This window comes from Alloalcanivorax venustensis (genome assembly GCF_047495515.1).
GTDB lineage: Bacteria > Pseudomonadota > Gammaproteobacteria > Pseudomonadales > Alcanivoracaceae > Alloalcanivorax > Alloalcanivorax venustensis.
In genome coordinates, this window is sequence record NZ_CP179934.1 from 229,176 (window position 1) to 244,885 (window position 15,710).

14 protein-coding genes are annotated in these 15,710 nt (G+C 65.8%); 7 read left to right on the top strand and 7 right to left on the bottom strand.

The window, feature by feature from the left end; all coding sequences use genetic code 11:
* Positions 1-42 precede the first annotated feature (42 nt).
* Positions 43-663: a TetR/AcrR family transcriptional regulator gene (locus ACMG4O_RS01115; protein ID WP_142949820.1), complete on the top strand. Its 621-nt coding sequence runs from the start codon at positions 43-45 to the stop codon at positions 661-663.
* A 4-nt stretch (positions 664-667) separates the two neighbouring features.
* On the opposite strand, the gene ACMG4O_RS01120 is transcribed toward ACMG4O_RS01115, so the two are convergent.
* The 3 genes from ACMG4O_RS01120 to ACMG4O_RS01130 all read right to left on the bottom strand — a co-directional run bounded on the left by ACMG4O_RS01120 (position 668) and on the right by ACMG4O_RS01130 (position 5,959).
* Positions 668-1,123 (bottom strand): DUF2147 domain-containing protein, encoded by a 456-nt coding sequence (locus ACMG4O_RS01120; RefSeq protein WP_414434226.1) that lies wholly within the window; start codon positions 1,121-1,123, stop codon positions 668-670.
* Positions 1,124-1,305: 182 nt separating this feature from the next.
* Complete coding sequence (locus ACMG4O_RS01125; RefSeq protein WP_414434227.1) at positions 1,306-2,439, bottom strand: alanine--glyoxylate aminotransferase family protein; 1,134 nt, start codon at positions 2,437-2,439, stop codon at positions 1,306-1,308.
* Positions 2,440-2,668: 229 nt separating this feature from the next.
* Positions 2,669-5,959, bottom strand: a complete 3,291-nt coding sequence (locus ACMG4O_RS01130) for a DUF2118 domain-containing protein (protein WP_414434228.1) — start codon at positions 5,957-5,959, stop codon at positions 2,669-2,671.
* A 161-nt stretch (positions 5,960-6,120) separates the two neighbouring features.
* Here ACMG4O_RS01130 and ACMG4O_RS01135 point away from each other — a divergent pair, with 161 nt between their 5' ends.
* The 3 genes from ACMG4O_RS01135 (at position 6,121) to ACMG4O_RS01145 (ending at position 9,576) form a co-directional block, all read left to right on the top strand.
* On the top strand, positions 6,121-6,753 hold the full coding sequence (locus ACMG4O_RS01135) for a TetR/AcrR family transcriptional regulator (RefSeq protein ID WP_414434229.1): 633 nt from the start codon (positions 6,121-6,123) through the stop codon (positions 6,751-6,753).
* A 196-nt stretch (positions 6,754-6,949) separates the two neighbouring features.
* Positions 6,950-8,827 carry a choice-of-anchor I family protein gene (locus ACMG4O_RS01140; protein WP_414434230.1) on the top strand — a complete coding sequence of 626 codons (1,878 nt, stop codon included), beginning with the start codon at positions 6,950-6,952 and terminating at the stop codon, positions 8,825-8,827.
* A 308-nt stretch (positions 8,828-9,135) separates the two neighbouring features.
* On the top strand, positions 9,136-9,576 hold the full coding sequence (locus tag ACMG4O_RS01145) for a MarR family winged helix-turn-helix transcriptional regulator (protein ID WP_414434231.1): 441 nt from the start codon (positions 9,136-9,138) through the stop codon (positions 9,574-9,576).
* A gap of 19 nt (positions 9,577-9,595) precedes the next feature.
* Here ACMG4O_RS01145 and ACMG4O_RS01150 read toward each other — a convergent pair whose 3' ends face one another.
* Complete coding sequence (locus ACMG4O_RS01150) at positions 9,596-10,216, bottom strand: HD domain-containing protein (protein WP_067607322.1); 621 nt, start codon at positions 10,214-10,216, stop codon at positions 9,596-9,598.
* Positions 10,217-10,353: 137 nt separating this feature from the next.
* On the opposite strand from ACMG4O_RS01150, the gene ACMG4O_RS01155 reads away from it, so the two are divergent.
* Positions 10,354-11,049, top strand: coding sequence for a Crp/Fnr family transcriptional regulator (locus ACMG4O_RS01155; protein ID WP_214012487.1), 696 nt, complete (start codon positions 10,354-10,356; stop codon positions 11,047-11,049).
* A 124-nt stretch (positions 11,050-11,173) separates the two neighbouring features.
* The gene (locus ACMG4O_RS01160; protein ID WP_414434232.1) at positions 11,174-11,452 is read left to right on the top strand and encodes a hypothetical protein; all 279 of its coding nucleotides are present in this window, start codon (positions 11,174-11,176) and stop codon (positions 11,450-11,452) included.
* 3 nt (positions 11,453-11,455) lie between these two features.
* On the opposite strand, the gene cysQ is transcribed toward ACMG4O_RS01160, so the two are convergent.
* Genes cysQ through ACMG4O_RS01175 form a run of 3 tightly spaced genes read right to left on the bottom strand, consistent with a single transcriptional unit; the run spans position 11,456 to position 14,397 of the window.
* The gene (cysQ, locus tag ACMG4O_RS01165) at positions 11,456-12,268 is read right to left on the bottom strand and encodes a 3'(2'),5'-bisphosphate nucleotidase CysQ (protein WP_414434233.1); all 813 of its coding nucleotides are present in this window, start codon (positions 12,266-12,268) and stop codon (positions 11,456-11,458) included.
* Positions 12,269-12,823, bottom strand: coding sequence for an ADP compounds hydrolase NudE (gene nudE / locus ACMG4O_RS01170; RefSeq protein WP_142949810.1), 555 nt, complete (start codon positions 12,821-12,823; stop codon positions 12,269-12,271).
* A 56-nt stretch (positions 12,824-12,879) separates the two neighbouring features.
* Positions 12,880-14,397 (bottom strand): flavin-containing monooxygenase, encoded by a 1,518-nt coding sequence (locus tag ACMG4O_RS01175; RefSeq protein WP_414434234.1) that lies wholly within the window; start codon positions 14,395-14,397, stop codon positions 12,880-12,882.
* A gap of 133 nt (positions 14,398-14,530) precedes the next feature.
* Between ACMG4O_RS01175 and ACMG4O_RS01180 the strand changes: the two genes are divergently transcribed.
* Positions 14,531-15,538 carry an AraC family transcriptional regulator gene (locus ACMG4O_RS01180; protein ID WP_414434235.1) on the top strand — a complete coding sequence of 336 codons (1,008 nt, stop codon included), beginning with the start codon at positions 14,531-14,533 and terminating at the stop codon, positions 15,536-15,538.
* Positions 15,539-15,710: the final 172 nt, after the last annotated feature.

A 15,710-nucleotide genomic window follows, 5' to 3' on the forward strand; every position in this document is an offset into this window, starting at 1 on the left:
ATGGCAACTTAGTCCGACTAATTGTTCGGATTCAACTCGGATATGCCTCGTAAACCCCAGCAGCCGCGCGCCCACGCCACCGTCGGCGCCATCGTCGAAGCCGGCTTTATCTCGCTCGCCCGCAACGGCGTGGAAAACACCACCACCCGGCATATCGCCGATATCGCCGGGGTCAGCGTGGGGTCGCTCTATGAGTATTTCGCCAATAAGGAAGAAGTGTTCGATGCCATGCACGAGCACATGGTCCGGGAGGTGGTGGGCATGGTGCGGCCGCTGATTCCCACGCTGGTACGCATGGACATCCGCGAGCTGGTGGCGGAACTGCTCTATCGGTTCCGTGACTTACTGGAGCGCGACGACGGCCGCTACCTGCGCTACATGAGCTACGCCGCCTACTTCGCGCCGCGCGATCAGATCGAGCCGATCAACCGGCTGCTGATGGATTTGCTGATGAAGTACGTGATGCACCACCCGCAGTTGGTGCGGCTGGGCAACCTGCCGGCGATGGGCTTCATTATGATTAACGGTGGGGTGTTCACGGTGATTCGCTATCTCACCGAGCCCAACCCCACCGTCACCTTCGACGACCTGGTGCGCGGCCTGGGGGACATGGTCGCGCACTTCGTGGACGGCGAGCTGCAACGGGCGGGCAGCGCCGACTGAGCGGTTATTTCAGCAGGTCGGTTTCCAGATTGGGGGCGTCACGGTCCACGCGCTGCCAGGTCTGGCTGCGGCCCAGCAGGCTGATACCCAGATAGCCGCGCGCTTCCAGGGTGTTCTCGTCGGTCAGGGTGGCGCGGGCGCTGTAGGTCTTGCCGTTGTCCGGGGAATAGATGGTGCCGTCTTCCCACTCGTTGTCGCCGGCGTACTCCAGCCCCTTGAGCACGGTCACGCCGAGCAGCCGGCGGCCGCGCAGCTTCTCGTCCGGGTTCTCGGTGTCGTAGCGGGCTTCGCCGCTGCGCGAGCCCACCACGGTGCCCACCCAGGCGTCGCCCTCTTTATGAATCTGCACATAGCCGCCGGTATCGGTCTCCCAGATACCTTCAATGGCGTTTTCGCCGTCGGCGGCCCAGGCGGTGGCGCCGAGGGCCAGCAACACGGTAATCAGGATGGCACGGATCATGGGTCGGTCCTCTACTTCAGAACGGTCTTTAGGGGCAACATTTTGCAGCGCGCAAAAGAGTAAACAAAGTCGACCCTGTTGTCTGTCACTTTAGAGGGAAGAAACGGGGCGGGGTTCTTAAAACAAGATCAAATCGCCCCCGCGCGGACGGCGGGGGCGGAAGGCGGAACCGGCGGCGGCCCTCAGTCGAGGATTTTCGCCAGCGCCTGCTCCAGGTTTTCCACGGTGCGCTCGATGTTGTTGAGCTTGTCGAGCCCGAACAGGCCCACGCGGAAGGTCTTGAAGTCGTCCGGCTCGTCGCACATCAGCGGCACGCCGGCGGCGGTCTGCAGGCCTTCGCCGATAAACTTCTTGGCGTTGTGCATGCCGTCGTCGCCGGTGTAGCAGACCACCACGCCGGGCGCCTGGAAGCCGGTGGCCGCCACGCTCTGAATGCCGTAGCGGGTGAACAGCGCGCGCACCCGGCCGCCCAGCTCTTCCTGCAGCGCCTGTACCACCGGGAAGCCCTGGGCGCGAGTCTCTTCCATGATGTCGCGGAAGCGCGCCAGGCCGTCGGTGGGCAGGGTGGCGTGGTAGGCGTGGCCGCCGTCCTCGTAGGCACGCATGATGCCCAGCCAGCGCTTCAGGTCGGCGGCGAAGCTGGTGCTCTGGGTGTCCTCCAGGCGGCGCAGGGCTTCTTCGCCCAGCATCACCAGGGCGGCGCAGGGCGATGAGCTCCAGCCCTTCTGCGGCGCGCTGATCAGCACGTCCACGCCGCGCGCCTTCATATCCACCCACAGGGCGCCGGAGGCGATGCAGTCGAGCACGAACAGGCCGCCCACTTCGTGGACCGCCTCCGCCACCGCGTCCAGGTAGTCGTTGGGCAGCAGCATCCCGGCGGCGGTCTCCACATGGGGCGCGAACACCAGGTCCGGCTTCTCGGCGCGGATCGCCGCCACCACCTCCTCGATGGGCGCCGGCGCAAACGGCTTGGGCTCGCCCTCGCCCTCCACCTGCCGCGCCTTCAGCACGGTCTCGGCGGCGGGGATCGAACCCATCTCGAAAATCTGGCTCCAGCGGTAACTGAACCAGCCGTTGCGGATCACCAGGCATTTCTTGCCGGTGGCGAACTGACGCGCCACCGCTTCCATGCCGTAGGTACCGCCGCCGGGCACCACCGCCACGGCCTCGGCGTGGTAGGCCTGTTTCAGGGTGGCGGAAATATCCCGCATCACCTGCTGAAACGCCTGGGACATATGATTCAGCGACCGGTCCGTGAACACCACGGAGTATTCGAGCAGACCGTCCGGGTCTATCTCGGGCACCAGTTGAGACACAAGCACTCTCCCGACTTCAGTTCGTTTGCATGGTTTAGCGATAGGATAGTTGTTATAGAGCCGTGAGTCCCGGCCTGCAAGCCATCGAGCCCAAGGAAAGGGAAAGTGAATAGTTAAGAGTGAACAGTTAACAGTTAACAGCGAAACAACGCGGGCACGGCCGGTCCGCCGTCACAGGCCCCTACCCGCGCACTATTAACTGTTCACTATTCACTGTTAACTGCTTTCCTCACCATGTGTCGATCATCGGCCGGCGCTTGCCGGCGATGGGTTCGCGGCCGCCGGCGGGCGCGGCGCGCAGGCCGCGCAGCACCCAGGCGCGGGAGTCGGCCGGGTCGATGACGGTGTCGATCTCCAGGGCGGCGGCCATGCTCAGGGCCTCGCCGCGCTCGTAGAGTTTGCCCACCAGCTCGTTGAACAGCGCCTGGCGCTTCTCCGGGGTCTCCTGGGCGTCGAGCTCTTTCTTGTAGGCCAGGTTGACCGCCCCTTCCAGGCCCATGCCGCCGAATTCACCGCTCGGCCAGGAGGCGCAGAAGAACGGTGCGTGAAAGGAGCCGCCGGTCATGCCCTGGGCGCCCAGGCCGTAGCCCTTGCGGGTGACCAGGGAGAACAGCGGCACGGTGAGGCTGGCGGCGGTGACGAACATGCGGCAGGTGTGGCGCACCATGGCGGTCTCTTCTTCCTCGGGGCCGACCATGAAGCCCGGCGTGTCGCAGAAGCTGACCATCGGCACGCTGAAGGCGTCGCACAGCTGCATGAAACGCGACGCTTTGTCGGCGCCGGCGGCGTCGATGGCGCCGCCGAGCACTTTCGGGTCGTTCGCGATCAGGCCCAGCGGACGGCCCTCGACGCGCACGAAGGCGGTGATCATGCCGGGGGCGAAATCCGGGCGCAGCTCAACCACGGAATCGGTGTCGGCGAACACGTTAATCAGGTGGCGCATGTCGTAGGCGTGCAGCCGGTTTTCCGGCACCGCCCGGCGCAGCCAGCGCTGGTCCTCGCAGGTCCAGTCGGTGATGTGGCCCTGAAAATAGCTCATCAGCTTCTTGGCCAGCGCGGCGCCCTCTTCCTCGTCCCTGACCACGCAATCGATCACGCCGTTGGCGCGCTGCACCGAGACCGGGCCCACCTCTTCCGGCTTGAACGAGCCCAGGCCGCCGCCTTCGATCATGGCCGGGCCGGCCATGCCGATGCAGGCGTTCTCGGTGGCGATCATCAGGTCGCTGCAGCCGGCAAACACGGCGTTGCCGGCGAAGCAGCGTCCGGACACCACGGCGATGCGCGGCACCAGGCCACTCAGGCGCGCGTACTGCAGGAAGCTGGGACCGTCCAGGCCGGCCACCTTGGTGGCGTTGTCGGTGTCGCCGGGGCGGCCGCCGCCGCCTTCGGCGAAGAAGATCACCGGCAGTTTCTGCTGCTCGGCGATCTCCAGAATGCGGTCGGTCTTCTTGTGGTTCATGGTGCCCTGGGTGCCGGCCAGGACGGTGTAGTCGTAGGCGAGCACCGCGCAGTGGCTCCTGTCCTCGCCGAACAGGTCGCCATTCACCGAGCCGATGCCGGTGATCAGGCCGTCGGCGGGGGTGTTCTGGATCAGATCGTCCAGTGAGCGGCGGGCGCGCTGGGCGGCGATGGTGAAGCCGCCGTATTCGATAAAGCTGTCGGCGTCGCAGATCGCCGCCACGTTCTCCCGGGCGGTGCGCTGGCCGGTCTTGCGGCGCTTGGCCACCGCGTCCGGGCGCTGCTCGTCGCGCAGCAGGGCGTCACGGCGCTGCAGTTTGGCGAGATCCGGGCGGATGTAGTCCAGGTCGATCTCTTCCGCTTCCTGGTCGGCGTCGCCGGCCACCTCGCCGGGCTCGATAAAGTACAGCGGGTCGCCGCTGCCGACCGCGTCGCCCACCGCGAACGCCACCCGGCGCACCGTGCCGCTGACGCCGGCTACCACCTGGTGCTGCATTTTCATCGCTTCCACGAACGCCACCGGCTGGCCTTCGCGGACGCTGTCGCCCTCATCGACCATCAGCTCCACCACCACGCCCTGCATCGGCGTGGTCACCGCTTCGGTGCCCGCCGGCCCCTGAACGGCCGCCTGGGTGGTGGCGGCGCCGGCCTCCTCGGCGGCGCCGAAATGCAGCGACGGGTGTTCGCCCTCGCCCACCAGCTCGGCCATGTGATCGTCGACGAAGCGGGTATAGACGTCGTTCGCCGTCACCTCGTCGCGGCGCAGCAGGTTCTGCAGAAAGCCGATGTTGGTATCCACGCCCTCGATGCGGAACTGGCACAGCGCCCGGTAGCCGCGCCGCACGGTGGTGGCGTAGTCACCGCGGCCATGCACGATCAGCTTGGCGAGCAGGGAGTCGTAGTGGGGGCTGGTGCGGTAGCCCCGGTAGCCGAAGGTGTCCACGCGCAGGCCCGGCCCGGTGGGCGGCTCGAAGGTGGCCAGGGTGCCGCCGGCGGGCCGTGCCTCGCCGCTGGCTTCCATGGTCTCCATATTGACGCGCAGCTGCATGGCGAAGCCCAGCGGCTGCGGCGGGCGGGTCAGGCCCAGGTCCGCCAGGGAGGCGCCGCCGGCCACTCTCAGTTGCGCCTGCACCAGGTCCACGCCGGTGATCTCTTCGGTGACGGTGTGCTCCACCTGCAACCGGGGGTTGGCTTCGATAAAGGCGAAGCTGCTTTCGTCCGCGTCCACCAGAAACTCGAAGGTGCCCAGGCTGCGGTAGCCGACTTTCGCCGCCAACCGCAACGCCGCGTCGAGCAGCTGTTGGCGGGTATCCTCGGAGAGCGTCGGGCTGGGCGCCACCTCCACCAGTTTCTGGTTACGCCGCTGCAGGCTGCACTCGCGCTCCCACAGGTGGACCGGCGTTTCGCCGCCATCGCCCAGCACCTGCACTTCGATGTGCCGGGCCCGCTCGATAAAGCGTTCCACATAGACGGCGTCGTTGCCGAAGGCGGCGCCGGCTTCCGCCTGGCAGCGCTTGAACGCCTCGGCCAGATCGTCGCCGGGGCGCACGATGCGCATGCCGCGCCCGCCGCCGCCGGCGATCGCCTTGACGATCACGGTGGCGCCGTCACCGAGACCGTCGCGGAACGCCCGGGCCTGCTCCAGGGTGGTGTCGGCGCCGGTGCCGGGGACCACCGGCACCTGGCACTCCTCCGCCAGCACCCGGGCGCGGGCCTTGTCGCCGAGCAGGGCCAGGGTGTCCGCGTCCGGGCCGACGAAGATCAGGCCGGCGTCCACGCAGGCGGCGGCGAAATCGCGGCTCTCGCTGAGAAAGCCGTAACCCGGATGCACCGCGTCGCAGCCCTGCTCCAGCGCCACCTTTACCAGCTGCCCGCCGTCCAGATAGGCGGCCACGCCCTGCCCGGACAACGCCACCGCCCGGTCCGCCACCCGGGTGTGCAGGGCCCGTTCGTCGTCGGCGGGGTAGATCGCCACGGTGGCGATGTCCAGGTCCGCGGCGGCGCGGGCGATGCGTACGGCGACTTCGCCGCGGTTGGCAATCAGCAGCTTTTTAATGGTCATGAAGCGGGGTCCGTCTTGTTCTGGGGCGGGTACGACACGCCGAGGCGCCGTCCGGGTCAGGGGCAACATAGCCAGATACTGACTTACACGTCAATTAGCATTGACAGTGGTTTTATTTACTTCCAGATTAATTGCCACACGCACAGGAGAGGAGCCGGCGCTTGGCCAGACCGAACAAAAAATCGCAACTGGGCCAGCCGCCGATGAAGACGCGGATCAAACAGGCGGCCCGCGATTTGTTTATTCAGCGCGGCCTGGCCGACGTCAGCTACGGCGACATCGCCGAGGTGGTGAACACCACGCGGGCCAATCTGCATTACCACTTCGGCAACAAGAACGCGCTGATCGAGGCGGTGTTTCAGGAGATCTTCGACAGCCTGGAAGAGCAGTTCCAGGAAGTGTGGGCCAAGCCCGGCCTGACCCTGGATCAGCGCATCGGGCTCACCGCCGAGGACTGCCAACGCCGCTTCTATGAGTTCAACAAAGACGCCAAGGGCCGCAACCCCTGGAGCCTGTCGGCGCGGGCCCGGTTCGAAAAGCATCTGCTGTCGCCGCGCATTCAGGCGGGTATTTCCGAAATGTCCCGCCACTTCGAGGACTACGTGGCCCATGCGGTGACGCTGGCGATCGGCGCCGGCGAGCTGCGTCCGGACACGCCGGTGCGCCAGGTGGTGATGCTGATCACCCCGCTTTGGTATTTCGGCTCCCTGCTCACGCAGCACAGCGGCCTGAACAAACTGCTGGACCATTACAAGGCGGTCGCCGACACCATCGCCGCCGCTTACGGAGCCTAGGGCAAGGCATCTCTAACGGCAGCACCACCAAGGTCTCTGGCATCCCGCCGGCCGGCAAAGCCGGCCTTTCGCTTGCAAGGCAAGCTCCCACAAACCACCCAACCTCAAGGAACCTTCAAAAGTTCGTCATTGCCTTGTCATACGTTTTCGGCCCACTGCCAGGGTACCGATAAACGAATAATGACGAGGTAACTCCATGAAACTCTGGCTTGCTTTGGGGGCCGGCGCCCTTGCCGCCGCCCTGCTCGCCGGTTGCGGCGGTGACGACAGCAACGACAACCTGCCCTCCTCCGAACCGCCCGCCGTCACCGGCGTAAAACTGAACTTCATGGGCCGCTACAGCACCGGCCAATTCGATGAGAGCGCGGCGGAAATCCCCGCCTACGACGCCGGCACTCAGCGTCTGTTCGTGGTCAACGCCCAGAAAGGCGCGCTCGACGTGCTGGGCATGAACGACCCGGCCAACCCGGCGCTGGTGGATACCCTGACCACCTCGGACATCGCCGCCAACACCGAAGTAAACAGCGTGGCGGTACGTGATGGTCTGGTTGCGGTCGCGGTGCAGGCGCCGGTCAAGACCGACGCCGGCTTCCTGGCCCTGTACGACGCCGAAACCTTGGAGTTGATCAGCTTTGTCGAGGTCGGCGCGCTGCCGGACATGGTGGCGTTCACCGCCGACGGTCAGTACGTGCTCACCGCCAACGAAGGCGAGCCCAGCGACGACTACAGCGTGGATCCGGAAGGCTCGGTGAGCGTGGTGGACATCAGCGACCCGCAGAACCCGGTGGCCGCCACCGCGGATTTCACCGCCTTCAACGGCCAGGAAGACGAACTGCGCGACCAGGGTGTGCGGATCTTCGGCCCCGGCGCCAACACCGCCCAGGATCTGGAGCCCGAGTACATCGCGCTGGACGCCGACGGCGCCACCGCCTGGGTGGTGCTGCAGGAGAACAACGCCCTGGCCAAAGTGGACATCGCCAGCGCCACCGTGACCGACATCCTGCCGCTGGGTGAGAAAGACATCAGCCAGGACGGCAACGCCATCGACGCCAGTGACGATGATGGCGTAATCAACATCCGCACCTTCGACGGTGTGGTCGGTCTTTACATGCCGGACGCCATTCACGCCTACAGCGCCAGCGGCGACACCTATCTGGTTACCGCCAACGAGGGCGACGCGCGCGCCTGGGGTGAAGACACCGCCGAGTACTTCGGCACCGAAGGCGCCGGCTGCGCCGGCGACCCGAGCCTCGGCTTCGTGGAAGAATTCCGCGTCAAGCACCTGGTGCACGCGGACGGCTTCGACCGCCGCTGCGGTGATGACCTGCCGCCCCAGCTGCGCGCCCTGGGCGCCGGCGGCCTGCTCAACCCCACCACCTTCGGCTACTGCGGTGCGGTGGACGGCGATCCGGGCGACTGCCGCGAGGACGACGTGCTGGGCCGTCTGAACATCACCTGGACGGAAGGCTACCGCACCGACAGCAACGGCGACCCGGTGATGTTCACCGCCGCCGGCGTGGAAGACCCGGCCGGTGATCGCATCATGTACGACACCCTGTACGCCTACGGCGGCCGCTCGTTCTCAATCTGGGATGCCGAGGGTGCCCTGGTGTGGGATTCCGGCGACGACATCGAACAGTTCATCGCCAGCGATGACTGCATGGCCGGCGCGCAGCGCAACATTCCTTGCGCCGAGTACTTCAACAGCGGCCACGACGAAGGCAGCGACTTCGACAGCCGCAGCGACGCCAAGGGCCCGGAGCCGGAAGGCCTGACCATCGGCACCCTGGGCGGCAAGACCTTCCTGTTCCTGGGCCTGGAGCGCATGGGCGGCATTCTGGTCTATGACATCACCGACCCGACCGCGCCGGTGATGCAGGACTACCTGAACACTCGCGAGGACTGGGTCACCGAGGACACCGAATCGGTGCTGGCCAGCGCCGGCGACCTGGGCCCGGAAGGCCTGGTGTTCATCCCCGCCTCCGACTCCCCCAACGACAAAGCGCTGCTGGTGGTGGGCTACGAAGTGAGCGGCACCACCGCGGTCTACGAAGTGGAAGCGCTGCGCGACTGACGCTCCTCGCCGGTCCGCCTCCGAACGCCCGACGTGCCACGCACGCCGGGCGTTTTTCGTTGGCGGTGCGCGCGCCGTCCGCCAGGGTCAGGTTGCGTGTAAAGACGCCTTCACGCCCCGGCCGATATCCAGGCGTTAGCCTTGCGCTTCTCTACACGGCACGGCCCTGCTCTGCGGTCGACGGCTATACGGGTTACACTTTGCTGGCCCGACGACGGCGCCCCTGGGGAAAACGCTTGCAAGGCGCGCCGATCAGGGTCAACTTTTGTGACCTATACACCCGAAATCGAGACTGGTGGTGAACCAATATGGTTGAAGACGCTTCGCTGGACCGGCTGAACCAGTGCCTGGAAACCCTGCATTTCGCCTTCCGGGGCCTGGTGGCCGAACCCGACAGCATATTGAAAAGCCAGGGATTGTCCCGTATTCACCACCGATTGCTGTTTTTTATCGGCCGCAACCCGGGGCTCAGCGTCAACGAGCTGGTGGAGAGCATGCGGCTGACCAAACAGGCCATTCATAAGCCGCTGAAATCCCTGGTCGAGAAAGACATGGTCGCGGTGACCCGGGACGCCTCGGACAAGAGGGTGAAACGGCTGGCGCTGACCTCCCAGGGCGTGGCACTGGAATCGCGCCTTACCGGCATCCAGCGGGAGCTGCTCACCCACGCCTTCGATGAGGTGGGCGAAGAAGGCGCCGAGGCCTGGTTCCGGGTAATGGAGACCATGGCCCGACGCCTCGGCGTCTGACGCCGACGGAGTCACCGAATCAGGCGGTCTGGCGCTGTTCCTGCTGGTCCGCGTCGAGTTTGTTCTTGTACAGCGAGCGCTTGGGCTTGGCCATCACCCGGCGCAGCATCGGCTCGAAGAACGACAGCGGCAGGGTCTCCTGCTCCGGGTCGAAAGCGGCGGCATCGTACTTGGCGCAGAACTCCACGGTGCGGTCGAAACACGGGTGGTCACGGTATTTCTCGCGCAGCTCCGGGTCCAGGCCCAGGTGCTCGAAGAAGTAGTAGCCCTGGAAGATGGCGTGGTGTTTCACCATCCAGTGGTTTTCCTCGCTGACGAACGGCTCCAGCAGGGCGGCGCCCACGTCGGCGTGATTGTAGGGGCCCAGGGTGTCGCCGATGTCGTGCAGCAGGGCGCACACCACGTACTCCTCGTCCTGGCCGTCGCGGTGCGCCAGGGTGGCGGTCTGCAGGCAGTGGGTGAGGCGGTCCACCGGGAAGCCGCCGCAATCGCCTTCCAGCAGCTGCAGGTGGGTGATGACGCGATCGGGCAGTTCCTTGGCGAAACCGCCGAAGGCCTGGCCGATGATCTTCCAATCCTCGGCGGTGCCCTCTTCCATATGCTTGAACTGAGCGCGCGGCTCGTCGTGATGACCGTCCATACTTCTCTCCTCGGCTGGGGCTTGAACGCCCTGGCGTTTATTGGATGTATGATGGGGAGTCTAGGCCGCGCGCCGGACTGAGACTGTCAACGGTTTGACAGTTGGCGCGCGAGGCGGTGTTACGGGGTGTCCGGGCGATGGTCGATCACGTTCTCGAAGTACTGAAAAGCTGCTCGCTGCTGTCCGGGCTGCCCGAGGCGGCGCTGCGCGAGGTGGCGCCGCTGGCCCGGGTGCGGCCGTTCCGCGCCAACGAGGTGCTCTACCAGCGCGGCGAGGTGCAGTCGGCGCTGTCGGTGGTGGGTGCCGGCAATGTGCGCATCGGCTCCACCAACGCCGAGGGCCGGGAAATCATGCTCACTCTGTTCGAGCCCGGCGCCTGGTTCGGCGACACGGTGTTTTCGCCGGGCATGCCCCGGGTGTTCGGCGCCACCGCCCACACCGACGGCGAGCTGGTGGAGGTGCCCGGCCAGGACTACCGCGCCCTGCTGGCGCGCTATCCGGAGGCCTACCCGCGCACCCTGGACATGCTCAGCCGGCGGCTGTGGTCGGCGATCTCCATCATCGAGGACAACGCCCTGCGCGACATGCCCGGGCGGGTGGGCCGGCGGCTGCTGTTCCTGGCGCACATGCACGATCCCCAGCGCGGCCCCGGCCCGGTGACCTTCAAACTGACCCGCGAGCACATCGCCAACATGATGGGCATGACCCGCCAGGGCGTGCACGGCGTGCTCAAGGCCCTGGAGCAGCGCGGGCTGATCCGGTTCAGCTACGGGCGCATCACGGTGCCCGACCCGGACGCCCTGAAGGCTTACCTGGACGAACGTGCCGGGTAGTAACTATTACCTACATGATGGCACTTTGGCATTAGTTTTGTGACGCAATTAAAGGAAATCCTACTAGCGGTCGATAACATTCGGTAACAGACACCAACAGACGGAAATATTCCGGCCGTACCGAGTGAAAACGATGCCTAGCCTGCTCAACGACCTGCCCCTGGCGCTCACCCTGCCCGATTACAATCTCTGGGAAATGCTGGCGATTCCGCTGGGCGCGCTGGTGATGGTGGCGGCGGTTCTCTGGACCGGTCGGATTCGCCAGCGCCTGCTGGTCAATGTGCTGGCGCTGGGCATCATGATGCCGCTGGTGCATCTGTGCATGATCACCGCCGGCGCCCACCTGCTCAGCCAGCGCCTGCAACTGGTGCTGCTGGACGTGATGCCGACCTGGCTGACCTGATCGTCAGGCCAGCGCGGGCTCGATAAAGCGCCAGTCTTCCGCTGACTGCCCGAGCACCAGAAAGTGCGGGTTCAGCACATCCGGCTTGTTATAGCTCAGGGGCTCAAAGTGAGTGTTCACTACCACCCCGCCGGCGGCGTTGACCACCGCGTGGGCGGCGGCGGTGTCCCACTCGCAGGTGGGCGCCAGGCGCGGGTAGATGTCCGCCGCGCCTTCCGCCACCAGACACAGCTTCAGCGATGAGCCCATGGAGGTTTTCTCCACCGGGCCCAGCTGCCCCTCGATCAGGCGCTCCAGCGCCGCCACCTGCTCGGCGCCGTGGCGGCGGCTGGCCACCATCACGATCGGCGCGTGCCGCTCCCGACAACGGATCGGCGAGCGCTGGCCGCCCTCTCCCTTGAACGCCCCCAGGCCGCGGCCGCCGGAGTAGGTGATCGCGGTGACCGGCACGTGCACCACGCCCAGCACCGGCACGCCGTCTTCCACCAGGGCGATGTTGACGGTGAACTCGCCGTTGCGCTTGATGAATTCCTTGGTGCCGTCGAGCGGGTCCACCAGCCAGAAACGGGGCCAGTCCTTGCGGTCTTCATAGGCGATGCCGCCGGACTCCTCGGAGAACACCGGAATCTCCGGGGTCAGGGCCTGCAGGCGCGCTTCGATCAGGTTGTGGGCGGCGCGGTCGGCCTCGGTGATCGGGCTGTTGTCGTCCTTGTGGTCCACGTCCACGTCGCCGCGATTGTAGATTTCAAGGATGGCGGCGCCGGCGTCCACGGCGATGGCGGATACCGGGCCCAGCAGGGCGTTCAAATCGTTCATTCAGCGGTCCATCAAACGTTGGGTCATCAACAGGGCGGCGATCACGCGGGCTTCGGTCACATCCTCGCGCTGCAGCAGCTCATCCAGCCGTGACAGTTTCCAGGGAATCACTTCCAGGGGTTCGGGTTCGTCGCCGGGCAGGCGCTCTTCGTAGAGGTCCTCGGCCAGAGCGACGGTAATATGGTGGCCCATGTAGCCCGGGGACAGGGTCATGCGCTTGAGCAGGGTGAGCTTCCGGGCGCCGTAGCCGGCCTCTTCCTTCAGCTCACGGTTGGCGGCGTCGCGCCAGTCCTCGCCGTGTTCGTAGGCGCCCTTGGGCAGGGTGATCTGATACTCGTCGACGCCGGCGCCGTACTCGCGGATCAGCACCACGGTGTCGCGGTCGAGCATCGGCACGCACATGACGCCGGCGATCGGCGGGGTGCGCAGGCGTTCGTAGGTGCGTTCCACGCCGTTGCTGAAACGCAGGTGCATCTCCTCGATGCCGAACAGGCGGCTTTTCGCCACCAGGCGGGTATCGAGGATTTCCGGTTTGCGGTTGCCTTCGCGGGTCATGGCCACTCCTTTGCGACGGCGTTAAGCCTAACCGCAAAGGAAGTGGAACCCAACATTCAGGAGGCGGCTTTTTGCGCCTGGCGGACCTTTTCCCAGTGGTAAACGCGGTCCTCGACGCGGCGCGTTTTCAGCCAGTAGCGCCAGGTGCTGTAGGGCCAGATCGCCACGTTCTTGCCGTCCGCCTGCTGGTACCAGCTGCTGCAGCCACCCTGCTGCCAGACGGTGCCCGACACGTCTTCCTGGAGCTTGTCGTTGAAGGCGTCCATCTCGGCGCGCTTCACGTCCAGGTAGTCGCCGCCCTTGGCGTCCAGCTTCTGGATCGCGTCGCGGATGTATTCCGCCTGGCACTCGATCATGAAGATGATGGAGTTATGGCCCAGGCCGGTGTTGGGGCCGACCATCTGGAACATGTTCGGGTAGCCCGCCACGGTGATGCCCAGGTAGGCCTCGGAGGCGTCCGCCCAGTCGTCCTGCAGCTTGCGGCCGTCCAGCCCGGTGATCGGGAAATCCTTCATGTAAATGCGCGGGTCGACGATAAAGCCGGTGCCCAGGATCAGGCAGTCCATCTCCCGTTCGCTGCCGTCGGTGAACACGATGCTGTTCTCGCGCACTTCCTTGACGCCCTCGGTGAACAGCTCCACGTTGTCGCGGTTGAAGGTCGGGTAGTAGCGGTTGGAGATCATGATCCGCTTGCAGCCCAGGGTGTAGCTGGGGGTCAGCTTGCGGGCGGTCTCCTTGTCCTTGACCTGGAAACGGATGAACTGCTTGACCACTTTTTCCAGCAGGCCCGCCAGGCGCGGGTGGAAGATCGGCACCACCCGGGATTCGTTGCTCCAGTAGAGCCGCACCCGGTGCAGCTTGCGCAGCAGCGGGAAGCGCCGGAACAGGGTCTTGGTCAGTTTGGAGTAGGTGCGCTCGTCGCGGGGGATGATCCAGCCCGGGGTGCGCTGCACCACGGTGAGACGCGCCACTTCCGGGGCGATCTGCGGCACGTACTGAATGGCGCTGGCGCCGGTGCCCACTGACACCACCTTCTTGCCGGTGAGATCGTAATCGTGGTCCCACTGGGACGAATGGAACACCTTGCCCTTGAAGCGGTCCAGGCCGGGAAAGTTGGGAATCTGCGGCACATGCAGGGGGCCGCTGGCGAGCACCCAGTGCTGGCACACCACCTGGCTGCCGTCTTTCAGGTCCAGGGTCCAGAGCGCCTTGTCCTGGTCGAAGTGGGCGCCGCACACCTCGGCGTTGAAGCGGGTCTTTTCCTGAATACCGTGCTTCTCGGTGGTGCGCAGGATGTAGTCCTGGATCTCCTTCCAGCCGCTGTAGCGGGCGGACCAGTCCGGGTTGCCCTCGAAGGAGAAAGAATACATGTGCGACTGCACGTCGCAGGCACAGCCCGGGTAGCTGTTATCGCGCCAGGTGCCGCCCACCTGCTCGGCTTTCTCCAGCAGTACGAAATCCTCGATGCCGGCTTCGCGCAGCTTGATCGCCATGCACAGGCCGCCGAAACCGCCGCCCACGATGGCCACTTTCACCGGCCGTGCGTACTGATAGACCTTCGCTCGACTGTTCATCTTGTTCTCCCTATTACCGACCACGGTCGTTGAACCTGTTGGTCATCACTGCCCGGCACTTTACCTTGTCCCGGCCCCGGATAAAGGTGTTAAGCTGACCGGAAAATTGATAATTCCGGCCAAGGCGTTTCCCATGCCCCTGCGTTCCATTCTTGCCCTGATGTCCACCGTGGATGTGCTCGAAGAGCGGGGCGTGGACTGCGCCCCGGTTCTCGCCCGCCACGGCCTGGAGCCGGAGCGCCTGGATCCCAACGGGGAGATCGAGCGCGACCGCGAGCTGGCGGTGCTCACCGAGCTGCTGCCGCTGGCCCGGGACCCGCTGTTCGGCTTTGAGATGGGCAAGCGCTTCGGGCTGGCCGGCTACGGCCCGCTGACCATGCTGCTGATGACCAGCCGCACCGCCTTCCAGGGCTTTCAGATCGGCGTCCGCTACCAGGCGCTCACCTACCTCTACGGCAAGCTGTCGCTGGTGCCCGGCGAGGACACCACCAAACTGATCCTCGAGCCGGTGCCGCTGCCGGACAGCGTGCGGCGCATCCTTATCGACCGGGACATGACCGGCACCTTCAACCTGGTCAACGAAATCCAGACCCAGCTGGGCCTCAACCTGGCGCCGCTGGAAGTCTGGCTGCCGTTTCCCGAACCCGCCGAAGCGTCCATCTACGAGGATTTTTATCGGGCGCCGGTGAAGTTCGACCAGCCCTGGTGCCAGGCGACCATCCGCAACCAGGATATGGCCCAGCCCCTGCCCGGCTACAACCGCACCGCCCAGGAGATGTACCAGAACCAGTGCGACGCCCTGCTGGCACGGCGCCAGGCGGAAGCCCCGGAGGGCCTGCCCGACCGCGTGGCGGCCTATCTGGAGTTGTTTATCGGTGAGTTCCCCGGCGCCGACCGGGCCGCCGCCACCTTCGACATGCCCGAGCGCAGCTTCCGCCGCCGGCTCGGCGACGCCGGGCGCAGCTATCAGAAGATTCTCGACGGGGTGCGGCTGGAGAAGGCGCGCGGCTACCTGGCGGATTCGTCACGCAGCGTGGAGGAGATCGCCGGCCTGCTCGGCTACAGCGAACCGGCCGCCTTCATCCGCGCCTTCGAACGCTGGACCGGGCAGACCCCGTCGCGCTACAGAAAGACCTTGTAACCGCGGGCCTTGTGGGAGCGGGCCTTGCCCGCGAAAGGCAAGCGAAGCTTGCCGGCAGGATTCCAGAGACGCTGTTTGTGCGGCCGTCAGAACGGCCTCTGGAATCCTGCCGGGTGGCTGAAAGCCACCCTTTCGCTTGCAGGGCAAGCTCCCACAAGCGGCCCCGCTTTTG